Annotated in this window: 19 protein-coding genes; 6 read left to right on the forward strand and 13 right to left on the reverse strand. The window is 74.9% G+C overall.

Features of this window, described 5'->3' with window-relative positions:
- Window positions 1-54: 54 nt before the first annotated feature.
- Window positions 55-2,235, reverse strand: a complete 2,181-nt coding sequence (locus ACH4SE_RS31440) for an alpha-galactosidase (RefSeq protein WP_398546931.1) — start codon at window positions 2,233-2,235, stop codon at window positions 55-57.
- A gap of 126 nt (window positions 2,236-2,361) precedes the next feature.
- Here ACH4SE_RS31440 and ACH4SE_RS31445 point away from each other — a divergent pair, with 126 nt between their 5' ends.
- The gene (locus tag ACH4SE_RS31445; RefSeq protein WP_398546932.1) at window positions 2,362-3,015 is read left to right on the forward strand and encodes a hypothetical protein; all 654 of its coding nucleotides are present in this window, start codon (window positions 2,362-2,364) and stop codon (window positions 3,013-3,015) included.
- Between the two features lie 16 nt (window positions 3,016-3,031).
- Here the strand turns inward: ACH4SE_RS31445 and ligD are convergent, their stop codons facing one another.
- On the reverse strand, window positions 3,032-3,916 hold the full coding sequence (gene ligD / locus ACH4SE_RS31450) for a non-homologous end-joining DNA ligase (RefSeq protein WP_398546933.1): 885 nt from the start codon (window positions 3,914-3,916) through the stop codon (window positions 3,032-3,034).
- Window positions 3,917-3,954: 38 nt separating this feature from the next.
- Between ligD and ACH4SE_RS31455 the strand changes: the two genes are divergently transcribed.
- From ACH4SE_RS31455 to ACH4SE_RS31475, 5 genes are all read left to right on the forward strand, one after another.
- On the forward strand, window positions 3,955-4,926 hold the full coding sequence (locus ACH4SE_RS31455) for a Ku protein (protein ID WP_398546934.1): 972 nt from the start codon (window positions 3,955-3,957) through the stop codon (window positions 4,924-4,926).
- Between the two features lie 110 nt (window positions 4,927-5,036).
- Window positions 5,037-6,695 carry an MFS transporter gene (locus ACH4SE_RS31460; protein ID WP_398546935.1) on the forward strand — a complete coding sequence of 553 codons (1,659 nt, stop codon included), beginning with the start codon at window positions 5,037-5,039 and terminating at the stop codon, window positions 6,693-6,695.
- On the forward strand, window positions 6,692-7,303 hold the full coding sequence (locus ACH4SE_RS31465) for a TetR family transcriptional regulator (protein ID WP_398546936.1): 612 nt from the start codon (window positions 6,692-6,694) through the stop codon (window positions 7,301-7,303). Before ACH4SE_RS31460 ends, ACH4SE_RS31465 begins: the two co-directional genes overlap by 4 nt.
- Before the next feature lie 131 nt (window positions 7,304-7,434).
- Window positions 7,435-8,166: a GNAT family N-acetyltransferase gene (locus tag ACH4SE_RS31470; protein WP_398546937.1), complete on the forward strand. Its 732-nt coding sequence runs from the start codon at window positions 7,435-7,437 to the stop codon at window positions 8,164-8,166.
- 41 nt (window positions 8,167-8,207) lie between these two features.
- Window positions 8,208-9,128 carry an NADP-dependent oxidoreductase gene (locus tag ACH4SE_RS31475; protein ID WP_398546938.1) on the forward strand — a complete coding sequence of 307 codons (921 nt, stop codon included), beginning with the start codon at window positions 8,208-8,210 and terminating at the stop codon, window positions 9,126-9,128.
- A 9-nt stretch (window positions 9,129-9,137) separates the two neighbouring features.
- Here the strand turns inward: ACH4SE_RS31475 and ACH4SE_RS31480 are convergent, their stop codons facing one another.
- The 11 genes from ACH4SE_RS31480 to ACH4SE_RS31530 form a co-directional block, all read right to left on the reverse strand.
- Window positions 9,138-10,091, reverse strand: coding sequence for an RNA polymerase sigma-70 factor (locus tag ACH4SE_RS31480; RefSeq protein WP_398546939.1), 954 nt, complete (start codon window positions 10,089-10,091; stop codon window positions 9,138-9,140).
- Window positions 10,088-11,023, reverse strand: a complete 936-nt coding sequence (locus ACH4SE_RS31485; RefSeq protein ID WP_398546940.1) for an NAD-dependent epimerase/dehydratase family protein — start codon at window positions 11,021-11,023, stop codon at window positions 10,088-10,090. The genes ACH4SE_RS31480 and ACH4SE_RS31485 overlap by 4 nt, the downstream gene beginning before the upstream one ends.
- A 117-nt stretch (window positions 11,024-11,140) precedes the next feature.
- On the reverse strand, window positions 11,141-11,365 hold the full coding sequence (locus ACH4SE_RS31490) for a hypothetical protein (protein ID WP_398546941.1): 225 nt from the start codon (window positions 11,363-11,365) through the stop codon (window positions 11,141-11,143).
- The gene (locus tag ACH4SE_RS31495; protein WP_398546942.1) at window positions 11,362-12,750 is read right to left on the reverse strand and encodes an LLM class flavin-dependent oxidoreductase; all 1,389 of its coding nucleotides are present in this window, start codon (window positions 12,748-12,750) and stop codon (window positions 11,362-11,364) included. Before ACH4SE_RS31495 ends, ACH4SE_RS31490 begins: the two co-directional genes overlap by 4 nt.
- Window positions 12,734-13,606 (reverse strand): ABC transporter ATP-binding protein, encoded by an 873-nt coding sequence (locus ACH4SE_RS31500; RefSeq protein WP_398546943.1) that lies wholly within the window; start codon window positions 13,604-13,606, stop codon window positions 12,734-12,736. The genes ACH4SE_RS31495 and ACH4SE_RS31500 overlap by 17 nt, the downstream gene beginning before the upstream one ends.
- Window positions 13,582-14,481, reverse strand: a complete 900-nt coding sequence (locus tag ACH4SE_RS31505; protein WP_398546944.1) for an ABC transporter permease — start codon at window positions 14,479-14,481, stop codon at window positions 13,582-13,584. The genes ACH4SE_RS31500 and ACH4SE_RS31505 overlap by 25 nt, the downstream gene beginning before the upstream one ends.
- A complete protein-coding gene (locus ACH4SE_RS31510) occupies window positions 14,478-15,545 on the reverse strand; it encodes an ABC transporter substrate-binding protein (protein ID WP_398546945.1) in 1,068 nt (355 codons plus the stop codon). Before ACH4SE_RS31510 ends, ACH4SE_RS31505 begins: the two co-directional genes overlap by 4 nt.
- A 67-nt stretch (window positions 15,546-15,612) precedes the next feature.
- The gene (locus tag ACH4SE_RS31515) at window positions 15,613-16,116 is read right to left on the reverse strand and encodes a flavin reductase family protein (RefSeq protein WP_398546946.1); all 504 of its coding nucleotides are present in this window, start codon (window positions 16,114-16,116) and stop codon (window positions 15,613-15,615) included.
- A gap of 569 nt (window positions 16,117-16,685) precedes the next feature.
- Window positions 16,686-17,951, reverse strand: a complete 1,266-nt coding sequence (locus ACH4SE_RS31520) for an ROK family protein (protein ID WP_398546947.1) — start codon at window positions 17,949-17,951, stop codon at window positions 16,686-16,688.
- 1,091 nt (window positions 17,952-19,042) lie between these two features.
- A complete protein-coding gene (locus ACH4SE_RS31525; RefSeq protein ID WP_398546948.1) occupies window positions 19,043-19,489 on the reverse strand; it encodes a heme-binding protein in 447 nt (148 codons plus the stop codon).
- 60 nt (window positions 19,490-19,549) lie between these two features.
- Entirely contained in the window at window positions 19,550-19,870 is a 321-nt protein-coding gene (locus tag ACH4SE_RS31530) for an NIPSNAP family protein (protein WP_398546949.1), read from the reverse strand.
- Between the last annotated feature and the right edge of the window lie 21 nt (window positions 19,871-19,891).

The following is a 19,891-nucleotide window of genomic DNA, read 5'->3' on the forward strand; positions in this document are numbered from 1 at the left end:
GCCGCGCCGCCCGTGCAGCCGGGGTGGGCCGAACGGGCGGCGGGCGGCCCGCGCTCAGGCCGCGCGCAGCTCCAGCAGCAGCGCCTGGCCCGGGTTCAGCGTCGGCATCGGCAGCCCGGCGTGCACCGCCACGGCGCCCGGCAGCGGCACCCAGCCCTCCAGCGCGGCGGTGAACCACGCGGGTCCGTCGTTCTGGTGCAGCGACGGCAGCCCCGGCTCGGTGCGGATCCGCACCCGGTAGGCGGTGCCCGGGTCCAGGCCCGGCAGCGGCACGCGCCCTGACTGGCCGTCGGCCGAGGTCGCGGTGCGGGCCCAGCAGTAGACGGCGGCGGAGGCGTCGGGCGCGACCACGCCGTGCAGCAGCACCGCGTCGTCGGGGAGGTCGGCGCGCACCTGCCGGCCGCCGTGCAGCAGCGGGCGCAGCTCGCGGTAGAGCGCCGTCCAGTCCGTGATGCGCGCGAGTTCCCCGGGCTCGCAGGCGGTGAGGTCCTGCTCGATGCCGGGGTGGCCGAACAGGCTGGTCACCAGCCGGAAGGAGGCGGCGGTCACCCGGCCGGTGGTGTGGCTCTCGGCGGTGGCGACGTGGGCGCCCATCAGCTCGGGGGGCAGCAGCTGGCCGGTCCAGCGCTGGATGGCCTGGCGCTCGACCGGGTCGTTGCAGTCGGAGGTCCAGACCCGGTCGGTGCGGGCGAGGATGCCGAGGTCGATCCGGGCGCCGCCGGAGGCGCAGCTCTCGATCTCCAGCCCGGGGTGGCGGGCCCGCAGGGTGTCGAGCAGCCGGTAGAGGGCGACGACCTGGGCGTGGCCGGCGGGTCGGTCGCCGGGGCCGTGCACGGCCTCGTGCAGGTCCCGGTTGTGGTCCCACTTCAGGTAGCCGATGCCGTGGTCCTCGACGAGCGTGCCGATCCGCTCCAGCAGGTACGCCCAGGCGTCCGGGTGGGCGATGTCCAGCACGTACTGGTGGCGGGAGGTGGGGCCGAGGCCGCGGGCGGGGCCGAGGATCCACTCCGGGTGGGCGCGGGCCAGGTCGGAGTCGGGGTTGACCATCTCCGGCTCGAACCACAGCCCGAAGTCCATGCCGAGCGCGCGGACGTGGTCGGCGAGCGGGGCGAGGCCGTCCGGCCACACGGCGGGGTCGACGTACCAGTCGCCGAGGCCCGCGGTGTCGGCGCGGCGGCCGGTGAACCAGCCGTCGTCCAGTACGAAGCGCTCCACGCCCACCTCGGCGGCCCGGTCGGCCAGGCGGCGCAGCCGGTCGAGGTCGTGGTCGAAGTAGACGGCCTCCCAGCTGTTGAGGACGACGGGCCGGGGGGTTCGCGGGTGGCCCGGGCGTGCGCGCAGCAGGGTGTGGAAGCGGTCGGCGAGCCCGTCGAGCCCGGCGCCCGACCAGGCGAAGTGGCAGACGGGGGTGCGGTAGCTGTCGCCGGGGGCGAGGCGGATCTCGCCGGGCCGCAGCAGCTCGCCGCCGCCGAGGACGCCGCCGTGCACGCCGGCGCCCTCGGGCAGCCGCTCGGCGAGGTAGCGCTGGTCGCCGCTCCAGGCGACGTGCACCGCCCACACCTCGCCGGTGCGGAAGCCGAAGCCGGGCACCCCGGCGGCGAGGAGGTAGGGCGAGTCCGCGCCGGGCTTGCCGCGGCGCGCCTCGCGGACGTGGCTGCCGTGACCGAGCGGGCGGCGCTGCGGCACCCGCTCGCGGCTCCATTTGCCGGTGAAGTCCAGCAGTTCGGTGGCCCGTCCGGGCAGCGGCAGCACGGTGGTGACGCGCGCGAGGTCGTACGGCTCGGGTCCGGCGTCCGCCCGGCGCGTCAGGGTGGCGGACGCGGCGAGCACGCCGGAGGGTTCGAGGCGGTAGGTCAGCTCGGTGTCGAGGCCGGTCGTGGCGTCGGTGAGCGACAGGACGATCGTGCCGCCGCCTTCCGCGGACTCCTCGTGCGTGGCGCCGGTGAGCACCGGCCCGGGCGCGGCGGCGCCGCCCGCCACGTGGCCCTCCTGCGCGGGGGTGCCGGACCAGCCGTCGGCCTCGGTGGGCCAGACGGTCAGCCGGCGCGGCACGTCGAGGGCGTTGTTGAGCACCGCCTGGTCGGCGGTCAGGGCGAGCGCGGCGGCGTCCGCCTCCGCCAGGGCGCCGAGGTCGGCGCCCCAGTGCAGTACGCGCGGCACCGGCTCGGTCAGTTCCACGACGAGCGCGGTGCCCGCGGCCCGCAGGGCGAGGACACGGGCGGTGGGTGTGGGCATGGGGAGTCCTCTCAGTCCTCGCGTTCGATCATGGTGAATCTAGGGCGCTTTTCGTTCGACGGTCAACAGATTCCAACGCAAGGACAGGATCTCCGGCGGCCCCCGCCCCGCGGTACGGTGCCGGGCATGACCTCAGCCGCAGCACGCACTCCCGGACCGGTGACCGCCGACGACGTCACCGAGGCCGTCCGCCTGTCGATCACCGCCCTGCGCGGAGCCCCCGGGGACGGCTGGGACTCACCGGCGGGCGACCTGACATGGACGTGCTGGCAGACGGCGGAGCACCTGGCCGACGACCTGTTCGCCTACGCGCTGCAACTCGGGCCGCAGCAGCCGCCGCTGACGACCCATGTGCCGGTCTCCTGGCGCCGCGAGTTCCCCGGCGGGCCGGCGAGCACGATCTTCGTGGAGCGCGCCGAGGGCACCGAGGGCCTGCTCCAGGTACTGGACGGCTGCGGCGCGCTGCTGGCGGCGATGGTGCGGGTGACCCCGCCGGAGGTGCGCTCCCACCACGTCTTCGGCGCCGCCGACCCCGAGGGCTTCGCGGCGATGGGCGTCGTCGAGACCCTCGTCCACGTCCACGACATCGCCGCCGGGCTGGGCCTGCCGCCTTTCACCCCGCCGGCCGCCCTGTGCGCCCGCACCCTGCACCGCCTCTTCCCCCACGCCCCCGGGGACGCCGAGCCCTGGCCCGCCCTGCTGTGGTCGGCCGGCCGCGTCGCCCTGCCGGACCACCCGCGCCAGGAGAAGTGGCGCTGGTACGGGGAGCCGCGCGGCTGACCTTCCCCCGGGCCCCTCAGGGCAGCCGCGCCGCGGACGCGGGGGAGAGCAGCGGGGCCAGCAGGTCACCGTGGGCGGCCAGGCGGGCCGGGATGTCGGCGATCGTGAAGGCCAGGTCGGCGGGCGAGGCCGCGGACTCCACCTCGTCCCAGGACAGCGGCGTGGACACGGTGGGCTCGGGGCGGGCGCGGACGGTGTAGGGCGTCGCGGTGGTCTTCTTGCGGGAGTTCTGCGACCAGTCGAGGAAGACGCGTCCGGTGCGGTCGGCCTTCGCCATGCGGGAGACGACCCGGTCGGGGTGGGCGCGCTCCAGCTCGCGGGCGACGGCGCGGGTGTAGTCCGAGGCCTGTTCGGCGTCGGCGTCGCGCAGCGCCGCGTAGAGGTGCAGGCCCTTGGAGCCGCTGGTCTTCGCCCAGGCGCGCAGCCCGTCCGCGGCGAGCCGGTCGCGCAGCAGCAGGGCGATCTCGCAGCAGTCGACGACGGTCCGCCCCGGCCCGGGGTCGAGGTCGACGACGAGGCGGTCCGCGGTGCCGGGCGCCCCCGACCGCCACTGCGGGGTGTGGATCTCCACGCACGCCAGGTTCGCCGCCCACATCAGCGTGGCCAGGTCGTTGACCTGGACCTGCGGCATCAGCTCGCCGCTCTTGCGCGGCGTCTCGGACGTCGCCACCCAGTCGGGCGTACCGGCGGGAGGGCGTTTCTGGAAGAAGCGCTGCCCCTGCACGCCGTCCGGGGTGCGTACGAAGCTCACCGGACGCCCGGCGCAGTGCTGGATCAGGGCGTCGGCCACCGTCGCGTAGTAGTGCAGCAGCTCGCCCTTGGTGGTCCCGGTGTCCGGCCACAGGACCCGGTCGAGGTGGCTGAGGGTGATCCGGCGGCCCCCGACCTCGGTGATCGGCATATCCTAAAGATCCCATATCCGGATCAAAGGGACATGCCATGCGCAGCGTCTGGAGCGGAACCCTCGCCTTCGGCCTGGTCTCCATCCCGGTGAAGCTCGGATCCGCGGTGTCCAGCCACAAGATCAGCTTCCGGCAGATCCACCTGGCCGACCAGGGCCGGGTGCGCTACCAGAAGACCTGCGAGCTGGACGAGGAGGTGCTGTCCTCCGCCGAGATCGGCCGCGCCTTCGAGACCCCCGACGACGAACTCGTCGAGGTCACCGACGCCGAGCTCCAGGCACTGCCGCTGCCGACCGCCAAGACCATCGAGGTGAGCGGCTTCGTCGACACCTCCCGCATCGACCAGATGCAGCTGGACACGCCCTACTTCCTCGCACCCTCCTCCCCCACCGCGAACAAGCCGTACGTCCTGATGCGCGAGGCGCTCTCCCGCTCGGGCAAGGCGGCGGTCGGCAAGTTCGCGATGCGCAACTCCGAGCACCTGGCCCTGATCACCGCGCGCGGCGACGTCCTGCTGCTCCAGACGCTGCGCTGGCCCGACGAGCTGAACCCGGCGGCCGACGCGGCGCCGCGCGGCAAGGTCACCATCTCCGACAACGAGCTGAAGCTCGCCGACACCCTCATCGACGCCCTGGGCGAGGCCGACCTGGCCGCCTACCACGACGAGTACGCGGCGGCGGTGGAGGCGCTGGTCACCGCGAAGCTGGAGGGCGCCGAACCGCCCACGGCCGGGGGCGGGACCGGCGGCGGGCAGGTCGTGGACCTCATGGCCGCCCTCCAGGCCTCGGTGGACCAGGCCCACGAGGGCCGCGCGAAGAGCGGGCGCGGCAAGGACGCGACGGTGACGGACATCGGTGACCGGCCGGGAAAGGGTGCCGGTACCGGCACCGGCAAGCGTCCCGCCAGGAAGGCCGCGGCGAAGAAGACGGCGGCCAGGAAGACGGCGAAGAAGGCCCCCGCGAAAAAGACCCCCGCCAAGAAGACCGCGGGCCGCCGGAAGGCGAACTGAGACGGCGGTCGCGCGACCCGCGGAAAAAACGACAGTCCACTTTCATTTGACATCACTCTCCGATCTGGGAGTCTACTGTCAACAAACAGTCGACTCCCCCGGAGGCCGCCATGTCCGCGCCCACCCCTCCTCCGCCGCCGCTCGCGGCGTCACCACGCCGCTGGTGGGTGCTGGCGGCACTGACGCTGAGCGTGCTGACCGTCGCCCTCGACGGCACCGTCGTCACCGTCGCGCTGCCCACACTGTCCGGTGAACTCGGCGCCGACAGCGCCCAGTTGCAGTGGATCAACGGCGGCTACCTGCTGGCGCTGTCGGTCGGCATGCTCCCCGTCGGGCTGCTCGGCGACCGCTACGGGCACCGCAGGATCCTGGTCGCCGGTGTCACGCTCTTCGGTCTCGCCTCCCTCGCCGGGACCCAGGCCGGCAGTCCCGGGCAGCTGATCGCGATACGCGCCGTGCTCGGGCTGGCCGCCGCGATGATCATGCCGGTGTCGATGGCGGTGCTGCCGCAGGTCTTCGGCCCCGAGGAGGTGCCCAAGGCCGTCGGCGTGTGGACGGCGGCCACCGCCCTGGGCCTGCCCGTCGGCCCGCTGGTCGGCGGCTGGCTGCTGAACCACTTCTGGTGGGGCTCGGTCTTCCTGTTCAACGTGCCGCTGTTCGCCGTCGCGCTGGCCGCGTGCCTCCTGCTGCTGCCCGCCGGGGAGCCGCGCGACCGGGCCGGCGCCGCGCCCTTCGACGTCACGGGCACCCTGCTCAGCGGGCTGGGCATCACCGGCCTCGTGTACGGCACGATCCTGGTGCCCGGCCACGGGTGGGGCAGCGCGAAGGTGCTGGCCGGGATCGCCGGCGGCGCCGTGCTGCTCGTGGCCTTCGTCGTGCAGCAGCGCCGCCACCCCTTCCCGCTGGTGGACACCGCGCTGTTCACCGACCCCCGGTTCCGCTGGGGCACGCTCGTCGCCGTCTTCGTCAACTTCGCCGTCATGGGCATCCTCTTCGTGGTGCCGCAGTACCTCCAGGCGGTCCTGGGGCACGACGCGCTCGGCACCGGGCTGCGGATCCTGCCGCTGATCGGCGGGCTGATGGCGGCCGCCGCCCTGAGCGAGCAGCTCGTCCCGCGGCTCGGCGCCCGCGTCGTGGTGCCCGCCGGGCTGCTGGCGCTCGCGGTGGGCACGCTGCTGGGAGCGGCCACCGGCGGCGGCGCCGGGTACGGCTACGCGGCGCTGTGGCTGACGCTGACGGGGCTGGGCTTCGGGCTCGCGACCGTCCCCGCGACCAGCCTGGTGATGGCCTCGCTGCCCGCCGGGGCCTCCGGACGGGGCACCAGCCTGCTGGAGACGGTGCAGCAGGTCGGCGGGGTGCTGGGCGTCGCGGGGCTCGGCAGCCTGCTGAGCGCGGGGTACCTGGCCCGGCTGCACGTGCCCGGGCTGTCCGCCGCGGACACCGGCCGGGCCCGCGACTCGGTCAGCGGCGCCGACGAGGTCGCCGCCCGGCTGGACGACCCGCGCCTGGCGGACACCGCGCACCGCGCCTTCCTGCACGGCATGGGGCTGGCGCTGCTGGTGTGCTGCGCCATCGCCGTGGCCGGCGCGGTGCTCGCCGCGCTGTTCCTGCCCGGGCGCGCCGCCGCCGGGCGGACCGTGACGGACGGCGGGGACGGGCGGGCCACCGTACCGGAACCGGCCGGCCCGACCGGGGCGGTGGATGCGGCGGGCTCCCCGGGGGCCGGGTTGGCGGGAGCCGTGCCCGAGCGCGGAGAATCACCGGCATGAACGCCAAGGAGACCCCCGCCGCGCCGGAGACGAGCCTGCGGGAGCGCAAGAAGCGGCGCACCCTCGCGACCATCCGGCGCGAGGCCTTCCGCCTCTTCGCGGCCCAGGGCTACGAACGCACCACCGTGGAGCAGATCGCCGCCGCGGCCGAGGTCTCCCCCAGCACGTTCTTCCGCTACTTCCCGACCAAGGAGGACGTCGTCCTCGACGACGACTACGACGCCGCGCTCGCCGACGCGCTGCGCGCCCGCCCGCCCGGCGAACCGGTCGTCGACAGCCTGCGCGTCGCGCTCACGGACTCGCTCGGGCGGCTGCTGGAGGCCGATCGGGACGAACTGCTGCTGCGTACCCGGCTGGGCTTCACCGACCCGGCACTGCGGGCCCGCTCCTGGGACGAGCTGATCCGCAGCCAGGACTCGGTGGCCGAGGTGATCGCGGAGCGCAGCGGCCGCGCCGCGGACGACCTGGACGTGCGGTGCACCGCCGCCGCCCTCATGGCGGTCTCCACCGCGGTGGTGCGCCACTGGGTCGAGCACGACGGCCAGGTGGACCTGGTGCCGCTGTACGACCGGCAGTTCGCGTTGCTCTCCGCGGGCCTGCGGCTCTGACCCCCCGCCCGGCCCGTACGCGTCCGGCGGACGGGACGCCGGGGCCGTGCGGAAGATCTTGCGGCCGGATCGGGTTGCACCACTGGTGAGCGCCGGCCGGCCCGGCGCAGAAACGGAGCAGCAGCGCGACCATGTCGACCAGCCTCGAATCCGCCCAGCCGGCGCGTCCGGCACCTGCCGCGCACCCCCTGGACAACCCGGTGTGGGCCGCGCTGAACGGCCCGCAGGCCGCTCTCGCCGTCGCCGCCGGTTCCGCGGCCCGCTTCCACCCCGAGGTGTCGCCCTTCGTGGCCGTCGCCGATCCGGACGACCCACGGGGCTGGGCCGATCTGGCCGCGCTCGTCGGCGGCGGCAACGCCTTCGCCTTCACCGGGGCCGAGGCGCTGCCCGGCGGGTGGGAGACCGGCTGGGCGGGGCAGGGGGTGCAGATGGTCGGCAGTGCCGTCACCGCCGTGACCGACGACGAGGCGGAGCCGCTGGGCCCCGCGGACGTCCCCGAGATGCTGGAGCTGGTGGCACGGACCAAGCCGGGCCCGTTCGCGGCCCGCACGGTCGAGATGGGCGCCTACTACGGCATCCGCCGGGAGGGCCGGCTCGTCGCGATGGCCGGCGAGCGGATGCGGCCGCCGGGCTGGACGGAGATCAGCGCGGTGTGCACCGACCCGGAGCACCGCGGCCAGGGCCTGGCCTCGCGGCTCGTGCTGCACACCGCGGCGGGCATCGCGGCCCGCGGCGACACCCCGTTCCTGCACGCCGCCGCGGTCAACACCGGGGCCATCAGGCTGTACGAGTCGCTGGGCTTCTCCCGGCGCCGCGAGGTGCACTTCCATTTCTCGAAGGTCCCCGCCGGCACCGCCCGCTGAACGCCCGAGACCGCACCGACCACCGAGCACGGGAGCACCGGATGCCCACCGCGTACGTCCACACCGCCTTCGGCGGGCCCGAGACCGAGACCTTCGCCGACCTGCCGCGCCCCGTGCCCGGCCCCGGGCAGCTGCTGGTCGCCGTACGCGCCGCCGGGGTGAACCCGGTCGACTGGAAACGGCGCGAGGGCTACCGGCGGGCGGGCGGCCCGGCCACCGAGCTGCCGGCGGTCTTCGGCAGCGAGGCCGCCGGCGTCGTCGTGGAGGTGGGGCCGGAGGCCGAGGGCTTCGCGCCCGGCGACGAGGTCTTCGGCCACGCCGGGAGCGGCGGCTACGCCGAACTGACGCTGCTGCCCGCGGCCGGCACCGCGCACAAGCCCGCCGCGCTGGCGTGGACCGACGCGGCCGCGCTGCCGGTCGCCGCCGCGACCGCGTACGACGCGCTCGTCGGGCTCGCGCTGCCGGAGGGGGCCACCGTGCTGGTCAACGGCGTCGGCGGCGGGGTCGGCGTGGCCGCGGCGCAGATCGCCCGGCACCTCGGCCTGAAGGTCGTGGGCACCGCGAGCGAGGCGAAGCGGGCCTTCACCGAATCGCTGGGCGCGGTGCACGTCGCCTCCGGTCCCGGTGTGGCCGAGCGGGTCCGCGTCGCGGCGCCCGGCGGGGTGGACGCGATCCTCGACCTGGTCGGCGGCGAGCCGCTGCGCGAGCTGGCGGTCCTGCTGGGCGACCGCTCGCGGCTGGTCAGCGGGGCCGACAAGGAGGGCGCCGCCGAGCTGGGCGGGTCGGCGATCGTCCGCGAGCGCACGGCGGCGGTGCTGGACGCGGTGGCCGCGCTCGTGGTCGACGGCGTCCTGGACCCGTACGTGACGCGGACCTTCCCGCTCGACGAGGCGGGGGCCGCGCTGCGGGCGGTGGAGCAGGGCCACACCCGCGGCAAGATCGTCCTCACGGTCGGCGGCTGAGGGTCTCCCTCAGCCGCCCCGGCCCCGCCGTACCGGGCGGTCCGGCGGGGCCGGGGCGGTGGGGAAGGACGTCCGCACCAGCTCCCAGGCGTCCGCGACCGGGCCGACGTGCCCGAGCTTGTCCGGGTTGACGACCGTGCGGATGGCCTGGACGCGGCCGTCGGCGACGTCGAGGGTCCAGGTGTTGATGACCTTGCCGTCCCGGTCGCGGAAGATCGCCCCGGGCTGGCCGTTGAGCCGGTGCGGCTCCAGCCCGGCGCCGAGCGCGGTGAAGGAGCCGGCGAGGGCGGCCAGCACCCGGGTCACCCGGGCGGCGCCGACGACGGGGGTGAGGAAGTTCGGGCCCTTCCCGCCGCCGTCGGCGACCATCCGCACGTCGGCGGCGAGCATGTCCCGCAGGGCCTCCACGTCGCCGTCCCGGAAGGCGCCGAGGAAGCGCCCGGCCAGCTCCTCGCGGCGGCGCCGGTCGGCCTCGAAGCGCGGGCGGCCCGCGTCCATGTGGCGGCGGGCGCGTACCGCCAGCTGCCGGCAGGCGGCCTCGGACCGCCCCACGGCCGCGGCGACCTCCGGGAAGCCGAAGCCGAAGACCTCGCGGAGCACGAAGACGGCGCGCTCCAGCGGGCTGAGCCGCTCCAGCAGCAGCAGCGCGGCCATCGACACCGAGTCGGCCAGCTCCGCCGAGCGCGCCGGGTCCTCGTACGGATCGGCGAGCAGCGGTTCGGGGAACCACGGGCCGACGTACTCCTCACGGCGGACCCGGGCCGAGCGGAGCACGTCGATCGCGATCCGGGTGACCACCGCGGACAGGTAGGCACGCGGCGAGTCGGGCCGGACGGGTGAGGACCGGTGCCGCAGCCATGCCTCCTGCACGGCGTCCTCGGCCTCGCTGACGCTGCCGAGGATCCGGTAGGCGATCGAGAACAGCAGCGGCCGCAGCTCCTCGAACTCCTCGGCGGGCGTCACCCCTGAAGCTCCGTCCGGAAGCCCTCCCGCCACGAGGGGTGGCGCAGCTCCCAGCCCAGCTCGCGCCGGGCCTTGGCGTTGGAGAAGCCGCGGCCCTCCGTCATCATGATCACCGCCTGGTCGCCGGCCAGCAGCCGGGCCAGCCACACCGGCACCCGCCGCGGCGGCCGGGCCCCGGCGCATTCCGCCAGGTGGGGCAGCCACTCGGCGGCGGGGGCGGGCTCGTCGTCGACGATGTTGAAGACCCCGCGTGCCTTCTGCTCCACGGCCAGCACGGTCGCGCTCGCCGCGTCGTCGAGGTGGATCCAGGAGCTGTGGCCCTGGGCCCTGCCGACCAGCGGGTACTGCCGCTTGCGGACCAGCGTGACCTGGTCGTCGATGGCGCCGGGCCCGTAGAAGGCGCCGTAGCGCAGCACCGCGCCGCCCGCCGCGAGCACCGCCCGCTCCACGTGCGCCAGCACCTCCATGCCGTGCTGGGCGGCAGTGCCGGGGAGCAGGTCGAGCGGGTCCTCCTCGGTCTTGACCCAGCCGCCCTCGCGCAGGCCGTTCCAGCTGGCGTAGCCCTGCGCGACGACGTGCGGGACACCTGCCTCGGCGGCCGCGGCGAGCAGGTTGTCGGTGCCCTCGCCGCGCAGCCGGTTGGTGGCGGCGAACCAGCGGTCCGGGTGCTTGATGTCGGGCCTGCCCGCGTGCGCCGGGGAGATCGCCGTCATCTGGTGGACGACCGTGTCGGGCCGGGCGCGCGCCACCGCGGCCCGTATCGAGGCGGCGTCGAGGCCGTCCATGACGACGCCCTCGGCGCCCAGCCCGCGCAGCAGGTCCAGTTTCGCCGGGCTCGTCGTCGTGGCCGTGACCTGGTGGCCGCCGGCCACCAGCTGCGGCACGAGCCGCCGCCCGAGCACCCCGGTCCCGCCCGCCACGAACACCCGCATGTCGCTCACCTTCCCGGTTCCCTCGCCGTCCACCGTCCCCCGGGGTATGACGAGGCAGCCCCGCCGACTGTGACACGGGCGGCGGGCCCGGGGACACGGCGGCGCGCCGCGCCCGGCTCAGCGGTGCGAGCGGCGGCGCAGGGCGGGGTCGGAGAGCGCCGGCGGGGCGTACCCGGCGTCGCGGGCGACGAGGTGGACGCCGGGCGGCACGACGACGGCGACGAGGTCGGCGCGGTGGCGCGGGCAGGAACCGGCGAGCCGGGGGAGCCGGCCGCCCGGCGGCAGGGCCGGGCCGGCCGCCGCGGCGGCCGGCCCGGGTGCGGTGTCCGTACAGTCCGTCACGAAACCTCCGGGAGTGCGATGCCGAGGTGCCCGGCGCCGGTGGCGCCCGCCGGCTCGAAGAGCCGGTTGGCGGGGCGCGGCAGCCCGTAGTGCTCGCGCAGGGTGCGGCCGGTGTACTCGGTGCGGAACAGGCCGCGCTCCTGGAGGATCGGCACGACCCGGTCGACGAACAGCTCCAGACCGGACGGCAGCACCGCGGGCATGATGTTGAAGCCGTCGGCGGCGCCCGCCTCGTACCACTCCTCGATGGTGTCGGCGACCTGCACCGCGGTGCCGGCGAAGGTGCGGTGGCCGCGGCCGCCACCGAGCCGGCCGATGAGCTGACGGACGGTCAGCCGCTCGCGCCGGGCCAGCTCCACGATGAGGGTGAAGCGGCTCTTGGCGCCCTCGATCTCGTCCTCGCCGGGGATGTCCGCGGGCAGTTCCTCGTCGAGCTCCAGCCGCTCGGGGTCGATGCGGAGGGTCTTGGAGAGCTGGTGTACGGCGTACTCGGGGCGGATCAGCCGGTCCAGCTCGTCGTCGAGGGCGTGAGCCTGCTCCTCGGTGTCGCCGATGACGGGGACGATGCCGGGCAGGATCTTGATGCCCTCGGGGTCGCGGCCCAGGGCGGCGGCGCGCTGCTTGACGTCCTTGTAGAAGGCGACGGCCTCTTCGAGGGTCTGCTGGGCGGTGAAGACCGCCTCGGCGTAGCGGGCCGCGAAGTCCTTGCCGTCCTCGCTGGAGCCGGCCTGCACCAGGAGCGGGTATCCCTGCGGGGAGCGCTGCACGTTGAGCGGTCCGTCCACCCGGAAGTACGTGCCCCGGTGGCCGACCTTGCGCACCTTGTCCGCCCGCGCGTGGACGCCGGCCGCCTTGTCGGCCACGACCGCGTCGTCGGCCCAGCTGTCCCACAGCTTGGTCGCGACGTCCACGAACTCGGCGGCGCGCAGGTAGCGGTCGCGGTGCAGCGGGGTGTCGTCGAGGCCGAAGTTGCGGGCCGCGTCGGCACCCGCGGTCGTCACGATGTTCCAGCCCGCGCGGCCGCCGGAGATGTGGTCCACCGAGGCGAACCGGCGGGCGAGGTTGTAGGGCTCGTTGTAGCTCGTGGAGGCCGTCGCGATGAGGCCGATGTGCTCGGTGGCCGCGGCGAGCGCCGTCAGCAGCACCGTGGGCTCCAGTTTGCTGCCCGGGCGGCGGCCCGGATCGCCCATCAGCACGGGGCTGTCGGCGAGGAAGAGCGAATCGAGCCTGCCACGCTCGGCGATACGGGCCAGTTCGCGGTAGTGGTCGAGGTCGGTGCCGCCGGAGGCGGGGCTCTCCGGGAGCCGCCAGGCGGCCTCGTGGTGACCGACGGACATCAGGAAGGCGTTGAGGTGCAGCGGCTTGCGGTCAGTCCTGGCGGTCATGGTCCTTCTTCTCCTGGTCGTGGCCGAGCGCGCGGGCGGGCGCCGCGGAGGCGGCGAGGGGGACGGGGCGGGGGCGCGCCGGGTGGGCGGGGGCCGCGGCGCGGGTGTGCGGCACGGGGGCGTCGGGCAGCTCCACGCCGAGTGCGGCGAGGAGGGTGTCGCGGTACTCCTGGAAGCGCGGGTCGCGGCGGCTGCGGGGGCTGGGCAGGTCGACGGTGAGGTCCACCGCGATGCGGCCCTCCTCCAGCACCAGGACGCGGTCGGCGAGCTCCACGGCCTCGTCCACGTCGTGCGTGACGAGCAGCACCGCGGGGCGGTGCCGTTCGTACAGCTCGCGCAGCAGGCCGTGCATCCGCAGCCGGGTCAGCGCGTCGAGCGCCCCGAACGGCTCGTCGGCCAGCAGCAGTTGCGGCTCGCGGACGAGGGCCCGGGCCAGGGCGGCGCGCTGCTGCTCGCCACCGGACAGCTCGTGCGGCCAGGACCGCTCGCGCCCTTCGAGGCCGACCTCGGCGAGGGCGGTGCGGCCGCGCTCGCGGGCCTGCCTGCCGCGGATGCCGAGCACCACGTTGTCCAGCACCCGCATCCAGGGCAGCAGCCGGGAGTCCTGGAAGGACAGCGAGACCCGCTCCGGCACGCTCAGCTCGCCGGAGCCGGCCACCCCGTGGTCGAGCCCGGCCACCGCCCGCAGGAGCGTGGACTTGCCGGAGCCGCTGCGGCCCAGCAGCGCGATGAACTCGCCCTGCCCCACGGTCAGGTCCAGGTCCCGCAGCACGTCCCGGTCGCCGAAGGACCGGACCAGCCCCGTGGTGCGGACGGCGGGGCGCCCTGCGGTCAGTCCGCCAGCGTGCGGCGCCATGACAGCACCTTCCGTTCTGCGGCACGCACGACCGCGTCGGAGACGAAGCCGAAGACCCCGTAGACCACGAGGCCCACGACGATGACGTCGGACTGGGCGTACTGCTGGGCCTGGAACATCATGTAGCCGAGGCCCTGGGTGGCGTTGACCTGCTCGACCACGACCAGCCCGAGCCAGGAGGCGGTGACCGCGAGCCGCAGCCCGACGAAGAAGCCGGGCAGTGCGCCGGGCACGACGACCCGGCCGACGAACTGCGCCCGCGTCAGGTCCAGGCTCTCCGCCAGCTCGACGTACTTGCGGTCGATGCCGGTCAGCGACGCGTAGGTGTTGACGTACACCACCACCGCGACACCCACGGCGATCACGACGACCTTCATCTCCTCGCCGATGCCGAGCCACAGGATCATCAGCGGCAGCAGCGCGAGGGACGGGATGGCCCGCTTGACCTGGAGTGTGCCGTCCAGCAGGTACTCGCCGATCCGGCTGAGACCCGCGGCGACCGCGAGCGCCACCCCGGCCAGGGTGCCGAAGAGCAGACCGAGTCCCGCGCGCTGCAGCGAGACGAGCATGTTGTCCTGCAGCCGCCCGCTCCCGACCAGGTCGGCGAAGGTCGAGGCGACGGTGCCGGGGCCGGACAGGATGCGCGGGTCGAGGTAGCCGAGCGCGGAGGAGGCCCACCAGACCAGCACCAGCAGAGCCGGTCCGGCCAGCCGCGCGAAGGGGACCGCCCGCCCGGGCCCGAGCCGCCGGCGCCGGGCCGGGGCCCCGCCGCCGCGGGCGGGGGCGGGGGCGGCCGCCCGACCGGACGCGGGGACGGTACGGGCGCCGGGCCCGTCGGGCGGTGCCGCGACGGCCGTCGGGAGGATGCCGGTCATGACGCCACCTGGTACCGCGCCGGTACGGCCTGCGAGGCGAGGCCCTCGAAGCGGCGGTCGAAGAGCCCCGCTGCCCCGATCTTCGGGACGAAGCCGCCGGCGGCCATCAGGTCGGCGGTCTCCTGCTCCCAGGCGACGGCCCGGTCCCAGCTGCGCGGGAACCGCGGCTGCGACTGCGAGGCGACGATGCGCTGCCCGTCGGCGGCCGTCACGCCCTGGTCCTCGACGTAGTAGCGCTGGACCCACTCGTCGGTGTGCTCCCAGGCCCACACCACGCCCTGCGCCCACAGCGGGACGAAGCTGCGGATCGCGGCGACCTTGGCGTCGTCGTTGAGCACCTCGGTGGGCGCCCACAGCACGGTGAGCAGGTCCACCACGTCGGTCGTCACACCGCGCGCGCCGTCCTTGCCGTACTGGCCCAGGTACTTGGTGAGCGTCGGCTCGCCGAGCGGGGCGACGTCCACCTGCCGGGACTGCAGGGCGGTGAGGAACTGCGTGCTGGGCAGCGGGACGAGCGAGACGTCGGAGTTCTTCAGGCCCGCCTCCTTCAGCGCGCGCAGCACCACGACACCCTGGGCCTGGCCCTGCGAGAAGGCGATCTTCCGGCCGCGGAAGTCCGCGGCGGAGGCGATGGCGTCGCCGGATCCGGGCGCGGTGGCGAAGGTGTAGAGCGGGTGGTCGCGGGTCTGGACGGCGACGATACGGGCGCCGACCTTGATGGCCTCGGCCTGGATCGGCGGGATCCCGGCGTTGCTCGCCAGGTCGACGGAATGCGCCCGGAAGCCCTGGATCACGTCGGGTCCGGCCGTCAGGTTCGGCCAGCCGGAGACCGTGAAGGGCAGCTTCTTGTCCAGCCCGGATCCGGCGAGCTGCAGCTGGGAGGTGTGGATGGATATCGCGAGTTTCGTGCCGGGCGGCGGTGCCCCCGAGGGCAGTGCGCGGGTCGGCACCGAGTCGATCGAGGCGGACGCGTTGCGCGAGCAGGCGGCGAGCAGCGCGGCGCCTCCTGCGAGGGCGAGGAGGGACCGGCGCGGGACGAGTCCGGCGGTAGGGCGGTGAGTCATGGCGGATTCCCGGAAGGAGGGCCGGACACGCGGGTCCGGACGTGGCGTGGGCGTCGGGCGGGGCGGGTCAGAGCGTGTGGTAGCGGCCGTCGTGGAAGAGCAGCGGGGAGCGGGTGCCGTCCGTCCAGGACTCCTGGACGCGGCCGATCACGACCCGGTGGTCGCCGGCCGGCACGATCTGCTCGATGCCGACACGCAGCCAGCTGCCCACGCCGTCGAGCACCGGCTCGCCCTGCGGCAGCCGGCGCCAGGCGGTGGGCGCGGCGAAACGGTCGATGCCGCTGGTGGCGAAGGTCCTGGCGACCTCTTCCTGGCCGGCGCCCAGGAAGTTGACGACGGCGCTGCGCGCCTGCTCGACGTGCGGCCACGACGACGTGCCGGCGCCGATACCGAAGGACACCAGCGGCGGATGCAGGGACAGCGAGGTGAGCGAGGTCGCGGTGAAGCCCGCGGGTCCGCGCCCGGCGTCGACGGTGACGACCACCACGCCTGCGGGATGGTTGCGGAATATCTGCTTGAAGCGCTCGGGGTCGATCCCCGGGACGGCAGGTGACGGCACGGTGATGGTCAACGTCTCCCCCAGTTGGGTCGAGGGCGGGTACGGGAAGGGGTGCGGCGGGCGTGCGGAGCCGCGCCGCGGGTGTCACACGCGCAGCGGAAAGCCCCGTGCCCGCGGGCCGCACGGCATCGGGCGGCAGGGCACGGTGGGGCTGACGGAGAAAGGGAATTACCGGAAGGGAAAACGGCGGCGGCAATGCCGTGCGCCATTCACGTAATCGTCCGCTACCGCTTGCGGCCGTTCACCGCGTTCACGGTCGCCGCGGAGAATCAGCGCCGGGCGGTAATCGGTTCGCGCTTGCCCGCGGTGCCTCGCACGGCGCGGCAAGCGCCCGTACAGCTCCCGTCCGGACAACGGAGAACGGCGCCGGACGTGCCCCGGCACCACGCACGGCCGGAAGTCTCGCGGCCCGGTGCGGAGGGCACGCGGAAGGAGTGTGCCGCGGCCGGCTCCTGCTCCTGATTCCGCTGATTGCCGTTCATGATTCCATTCTCGCGTGCGAGTTCTGCCAGGTCAACAATGCAACTGCCTGAATTAAGTCGGAATTCGGAGTTGCGCGGACGATTCGGGCGGCGCGGCGCTCAGCACACCGCGGACAGCGCCGGCCACGGACCCAGCGGGTCCGCGTAGAGGGCGCCGAGGGCCACCGCGCCGCCCGCGACCGGCAGCACCGAGCCGGTGAAGCTGCTCGGCAGCACCACTCCTTCGGGGTCGTCGCACACCCAGGAGCGGGCGCCGACCTCCGCGCGCATCACGTCCAGGCACTCCGGCAGCCGTCCGGTGCCGGCCTCGACGACGACCACGACCTCCGGGTCGAACACGTCGAGCAGCAGCGCCACCGCGCGGCCCACCAGGAGCGCCCGGCGCCGGAAGAGCGCCACCGCCCGCGGTTCGCCGGCCAGCGCGAGGGCGAGCAGCGCGCGGAAGTCGGTGACGTCCAGGCCGCGGGCGGCGGCCTGGCGCACGAGAGCGGGCTCGGACACCTCGGACTGCAGGCAGCCCGGTGCGCCGCAGGCGCACGGCTCGGCGGGCGGCCCGCCCGGTCCCTCCGGGCCGACCGGCAGGTGCGCCACGCTGCCCGCCGCCGAGCGCGGCCCGCGGTGCACCCCGCCGGCGGTGGCGAAGGCGGCGTCAACGACCGCGCCGACGAAGAGCAGCACCGCGCTGCCCCGGGTGGTCGCCGCGCCGAACAGCTGCTCAGCGCGGGCCAGCGCCCGCGAGTGGCTGTCGACGTGCACGGGCAGCCCGGTCGAGGCGGCCAGCACCTCACGTGCCGCCACATCGCGCCAGCCCAGGCGCGGGTGATCGACGATCACCCCGGCGTCCGGATCGACCCACTGGCCGGTCGCGACGCCGAGCGCCAGGACCGTACGGCCGCCCGCGTGGGCCTCGACCAGCCGCGGCAGCCGGGCGGCGAGCCCGCCGAGCACGGCGTGCGGATCGGTTCCGCGGTGCGGTCGCCGGTCACTGGCGACGACGCGGCCGCGCAGGTCCATCAGCGCGAGGGTGCTGTGCGCCACGGCGATGTGAGCGCCCGCCACCACGTAGCGGGCGGTGTCGATCTCCAGCGGGATGTGCGGGCGGCCCAGACCGCGCGGGCCCGGCGCCTGCGGGCGCTCGGCGACCAGCCCGCGGGCCACGAACCGCGTAGAGTGCCCGCTCACCGCCGCGGGCGACAGCCCGGTGAGACGGGCGACGGTGCTGCGCGCCACCGGCCCGTGGTCGAGGATCGCGCGGAGCACCGCGGCGGCCCCCGCGGGACGGCGCGGCTGCCCCGCGGACGGCGCGGCGTGCGGGCGGCGCAAGGGAGTCGGGGCGGCAGGACGTTCGGGCGGCAGGACTACCACGGTGGGCCTTCCAGGTCGTCGACGGCGGCGGGGACGCACGCGGCACGCGCACCGGCGGCGAACCGGCGGGGCGGGCACCCCCGTTGGGGCTCCGTACCTCCGTACGGGGCTGAGCTGTCAGACCTGGTGACACGCGGCGGAGCACACGCGCTTGAGGTCGACATGACCCCGCGTCGTGAGGTGTGTGGTCCGCTGCATGCCGCGCAACGTAGCCGGAACGGGCGAACGCGGTCAAACGCCTGCCCGCATCGTGGACGCCCCCCGGCCGCGGAACGGGCGCCCGGAGCGCGGGCCGGCACCCCCCCGGACGGGGCGCCGGACCCCGCCGCGTGCCCACCGCCGCCCGCACGGGGCGTGGTCACCGGCGGGCGGGCCGTCAGCCGCGGTACGCCTCCAGCAACCGCCTGTGACGACCCACAACAGCCTCTGCCTCACCGTCCGCGGCCGCCTGACAGGCAGCAGCCACCACCGCGACGGCGCTGCATGCTGCCCCGGGGGTCGGCCCGATCCCGCGCCGCCCTGATGAGCAGATGCCGCCACCGACCGGACGGCCACCTCCCACCCGCCGCAGACGCAGCCGACCACCACCTGATCGGCACAAAGCCCAGGTCGCAGTCAGAATCCGGACCGGCCGCCGCCAGACGTTGAACGGCAGGCTCAGAGGTACGGCCAGGGCCGTAGGGCCGTCGGTGCTGCCACCGTCGTTGTCATGCTCCCCGCCTCGAAGATGAGGGCCACCACGCGCCGTTGCCGGCGGCGCGGGTGATCTCCCTGTTGTGATTCCCCGCCGCCCGGAAGACAGCGGCCGCCCGCCGTCGACCCCGACAGCCGGGCACTGCTGATCGTCGCGCTCCTCCGCCGCCCCGGAGGGGGGCGGCTGCTTCTCGGCGGCGGTCACCAGACCCAGGGCTCCACGGTTGCGATCCCCTGGCTCATGGGCACCGGGCCCACCGACCCCCGCCGCTCATGTCGTGAGGAGTTCTGACACCCTCCTACGCGGCGTTGCTCACGACGGTTCCAGCGGATCGGCTTCGGTGTCCGCCCCGTCTACCCTCGGGGGATCGAGGGCGGACGGGAGGTGCCGAGTCCGGTCACTGAGCGGGCAGTTCGAACCCGAGCGTGGTCAGCGCCTCCTCCGCGGCACGCATGTCCTGCTCGTAGCTGCCTCCGGAGACGCCCAGGCCGCCGACGCACCGGCCGTCGACGATGATCGGGTAGCCGCCGCCCACGGCCATCACGCGTGGGTGGCCGGACAGCGGCGCGATGCGCCGGTCGGTGAGGAAGTCGTTCCACGCATGGGTCGGGCGGTGGAACGACGCCGCGGTCCATGCCTTGTCCAGGGCGACCTCGGCGGTGAGGAAGGGCGCGTCGTCCGCGCGGTCGAATGCCTTCAGGTGCCCGCCCTGGTCGGTGACGGCGACGGCTGCCGTGAAGCCGATGCGGCCGGCAGCGGCGTTCACTGCCTCGACGAGTGCGCGGGCGGCTGCCTGGGTGACCGAGGAGGAGTGAACGGTCTTCTCTGCAATGACAGTGCTCATCAGAAGTGTCCTCATGGCTGTGTGGTGGTGCGGGGACGGCCGGATGTCCACGGCGCGGGTTCAGCGCAGCGGGGAGGCGGGCGTGGGACTCACGTACGTGACGACCGTCTCCTCGCGGATCAGCAGGGTGTTGACGATCGGGCCGATCTCGTTCTTCCACCGGTCGTGCTCGTAAACGGCCGCGTACAGGGCGGCGCTCTCCGAGTCGTTCTCGAACCGGCGCATCCACACATAGCCGTTCTCGTCCCGGCCGTCGGTGAAGGAGGCGGTCACGTCCATACCCTGCGCGGTCTGGAACGGGATGATCACCGCTTCCATGTAGCGGACCCACTCCTCGCGGCGCCCGGGCCGGGTCCTGTACCGGCGGATCTCGTAGTGCATGGTGTTTCTCCGGGGTGGGTG

Origin of the sequence: Streptomyces sp. NPDC020983 (assembly GCF_044333485.1) — a bacterium.
In the GTDB taxonomy this organism is placed as follows: domain Bacteria; phylum Actinomycetota; class Actinomycetes; order Streptomycetales; family Streptomycetaceae; genus Actinacidiphila.

Coding starts and splice junctions, on each gene's coding strand:
- ACH4SE_RS31440 (WP_398546931.1), bottom strand. CDS start 2,235: ATGCCCACACCCACCGCCCGTGTCCTCGCCCTGCGGGCCGCGGGCACC.
- ACH4SE_RS31445 (WP_398546932.1), top strand. CDS start 2,362: ATGACCTCAGCCGCAGCACGCACTCCCGGACCGGTGACCGCCGACGAC.
- ligD (WP_398546933.1), bottom strand. CDS start 3,916: ATGCCGATCACCGAGGTCGGGGGCCGCCGGATCACCCTCAGCCACCTC.
- ACH4SE_RS31455 (WP_398546934.1), top strand. CDS start 3,955: ATGCGCAGCGTCTGGAGCGGAACCCTCGCCTTCGGCCTGGTCTCCATC.
- ACH4SE_RS31460 (WP_398546935.1), top strand. CDS start 5,037: ATGTCCGCGCCCACCCCTCCTCCGCCGCCGCTCGCGGCGTCACCACGC.
- ACH4SE_RS31465 (WP_398546936.1), top strand. CDS start 6,692: ATGAACGCCAAGGAGACCCCCGCCGCGCCGGAGACGAGCCTGCGGGAG.
- ACH4SE_RS31470 (WP_398546937.1), top strand. CDS start 7,435: ATGTCGACCAGCCTCGAATCCGCCCAGCCGGCGCGTCCGGCACCTGCC.
- ACH4SE_RS31475 (WP_398546938.1), top strand. CDS start 8,208: ATGCCCACCGCGTACGTCCACACCGCCTTCGGCGGGCCCGAGACCGAG.
- ACH4SE_RS31485 (WP_398546940.1), bottom strand. CDS start 11,023: ATGCGGGTGTTCGTGGCGGGCGGGACCGGGGTGCTCGGGCGGCGGCTC.
- ACH4SE_RS31495 (WP_398546942.1), bottom strand. CDS start 12,750: ATGACCGCCAGGACTGACCGCAAGCCGCTGCACCTCAACGCCTTCCTG.
- ACH4SE_RS31500 (WP_398546943.1), bottom strand. CDS start 13,606: ATGGCGCCGCACGCTGGCGGACTGACCGCAGGGCGCCCCGCCGTCCGC.
- ACH4SE_RS31505 (WP_398546944.1), bottom strand. CDS start 14,481: ATGACCGGCATCCTCCCGACGGCCGTCGCGGCACCGCCCGACGGGCCC.
- ACH4SE_RS31510 (WP_398546945.1), bottom strand. CDS start 15,545: ATGACTCACCGCCCTACCGCCGGACTCGTCCCGCGCCGGTCCCTCCTC.
- ACH4SE_RS31525 (WP_398546948.1), bottom strand. CDS start 19,489: ATGAGCACTGTCATTGCAGAGAAGACCGTTCACTCCTCCTCGGTCACC.
- ACH4SE_RS31530 (WP_398546949.1), bottom strand. CDS start 19,870: ATGCACTACGAGATCCGCCGGTACAGGACCCGGCCCGGGCGCCGCGAG.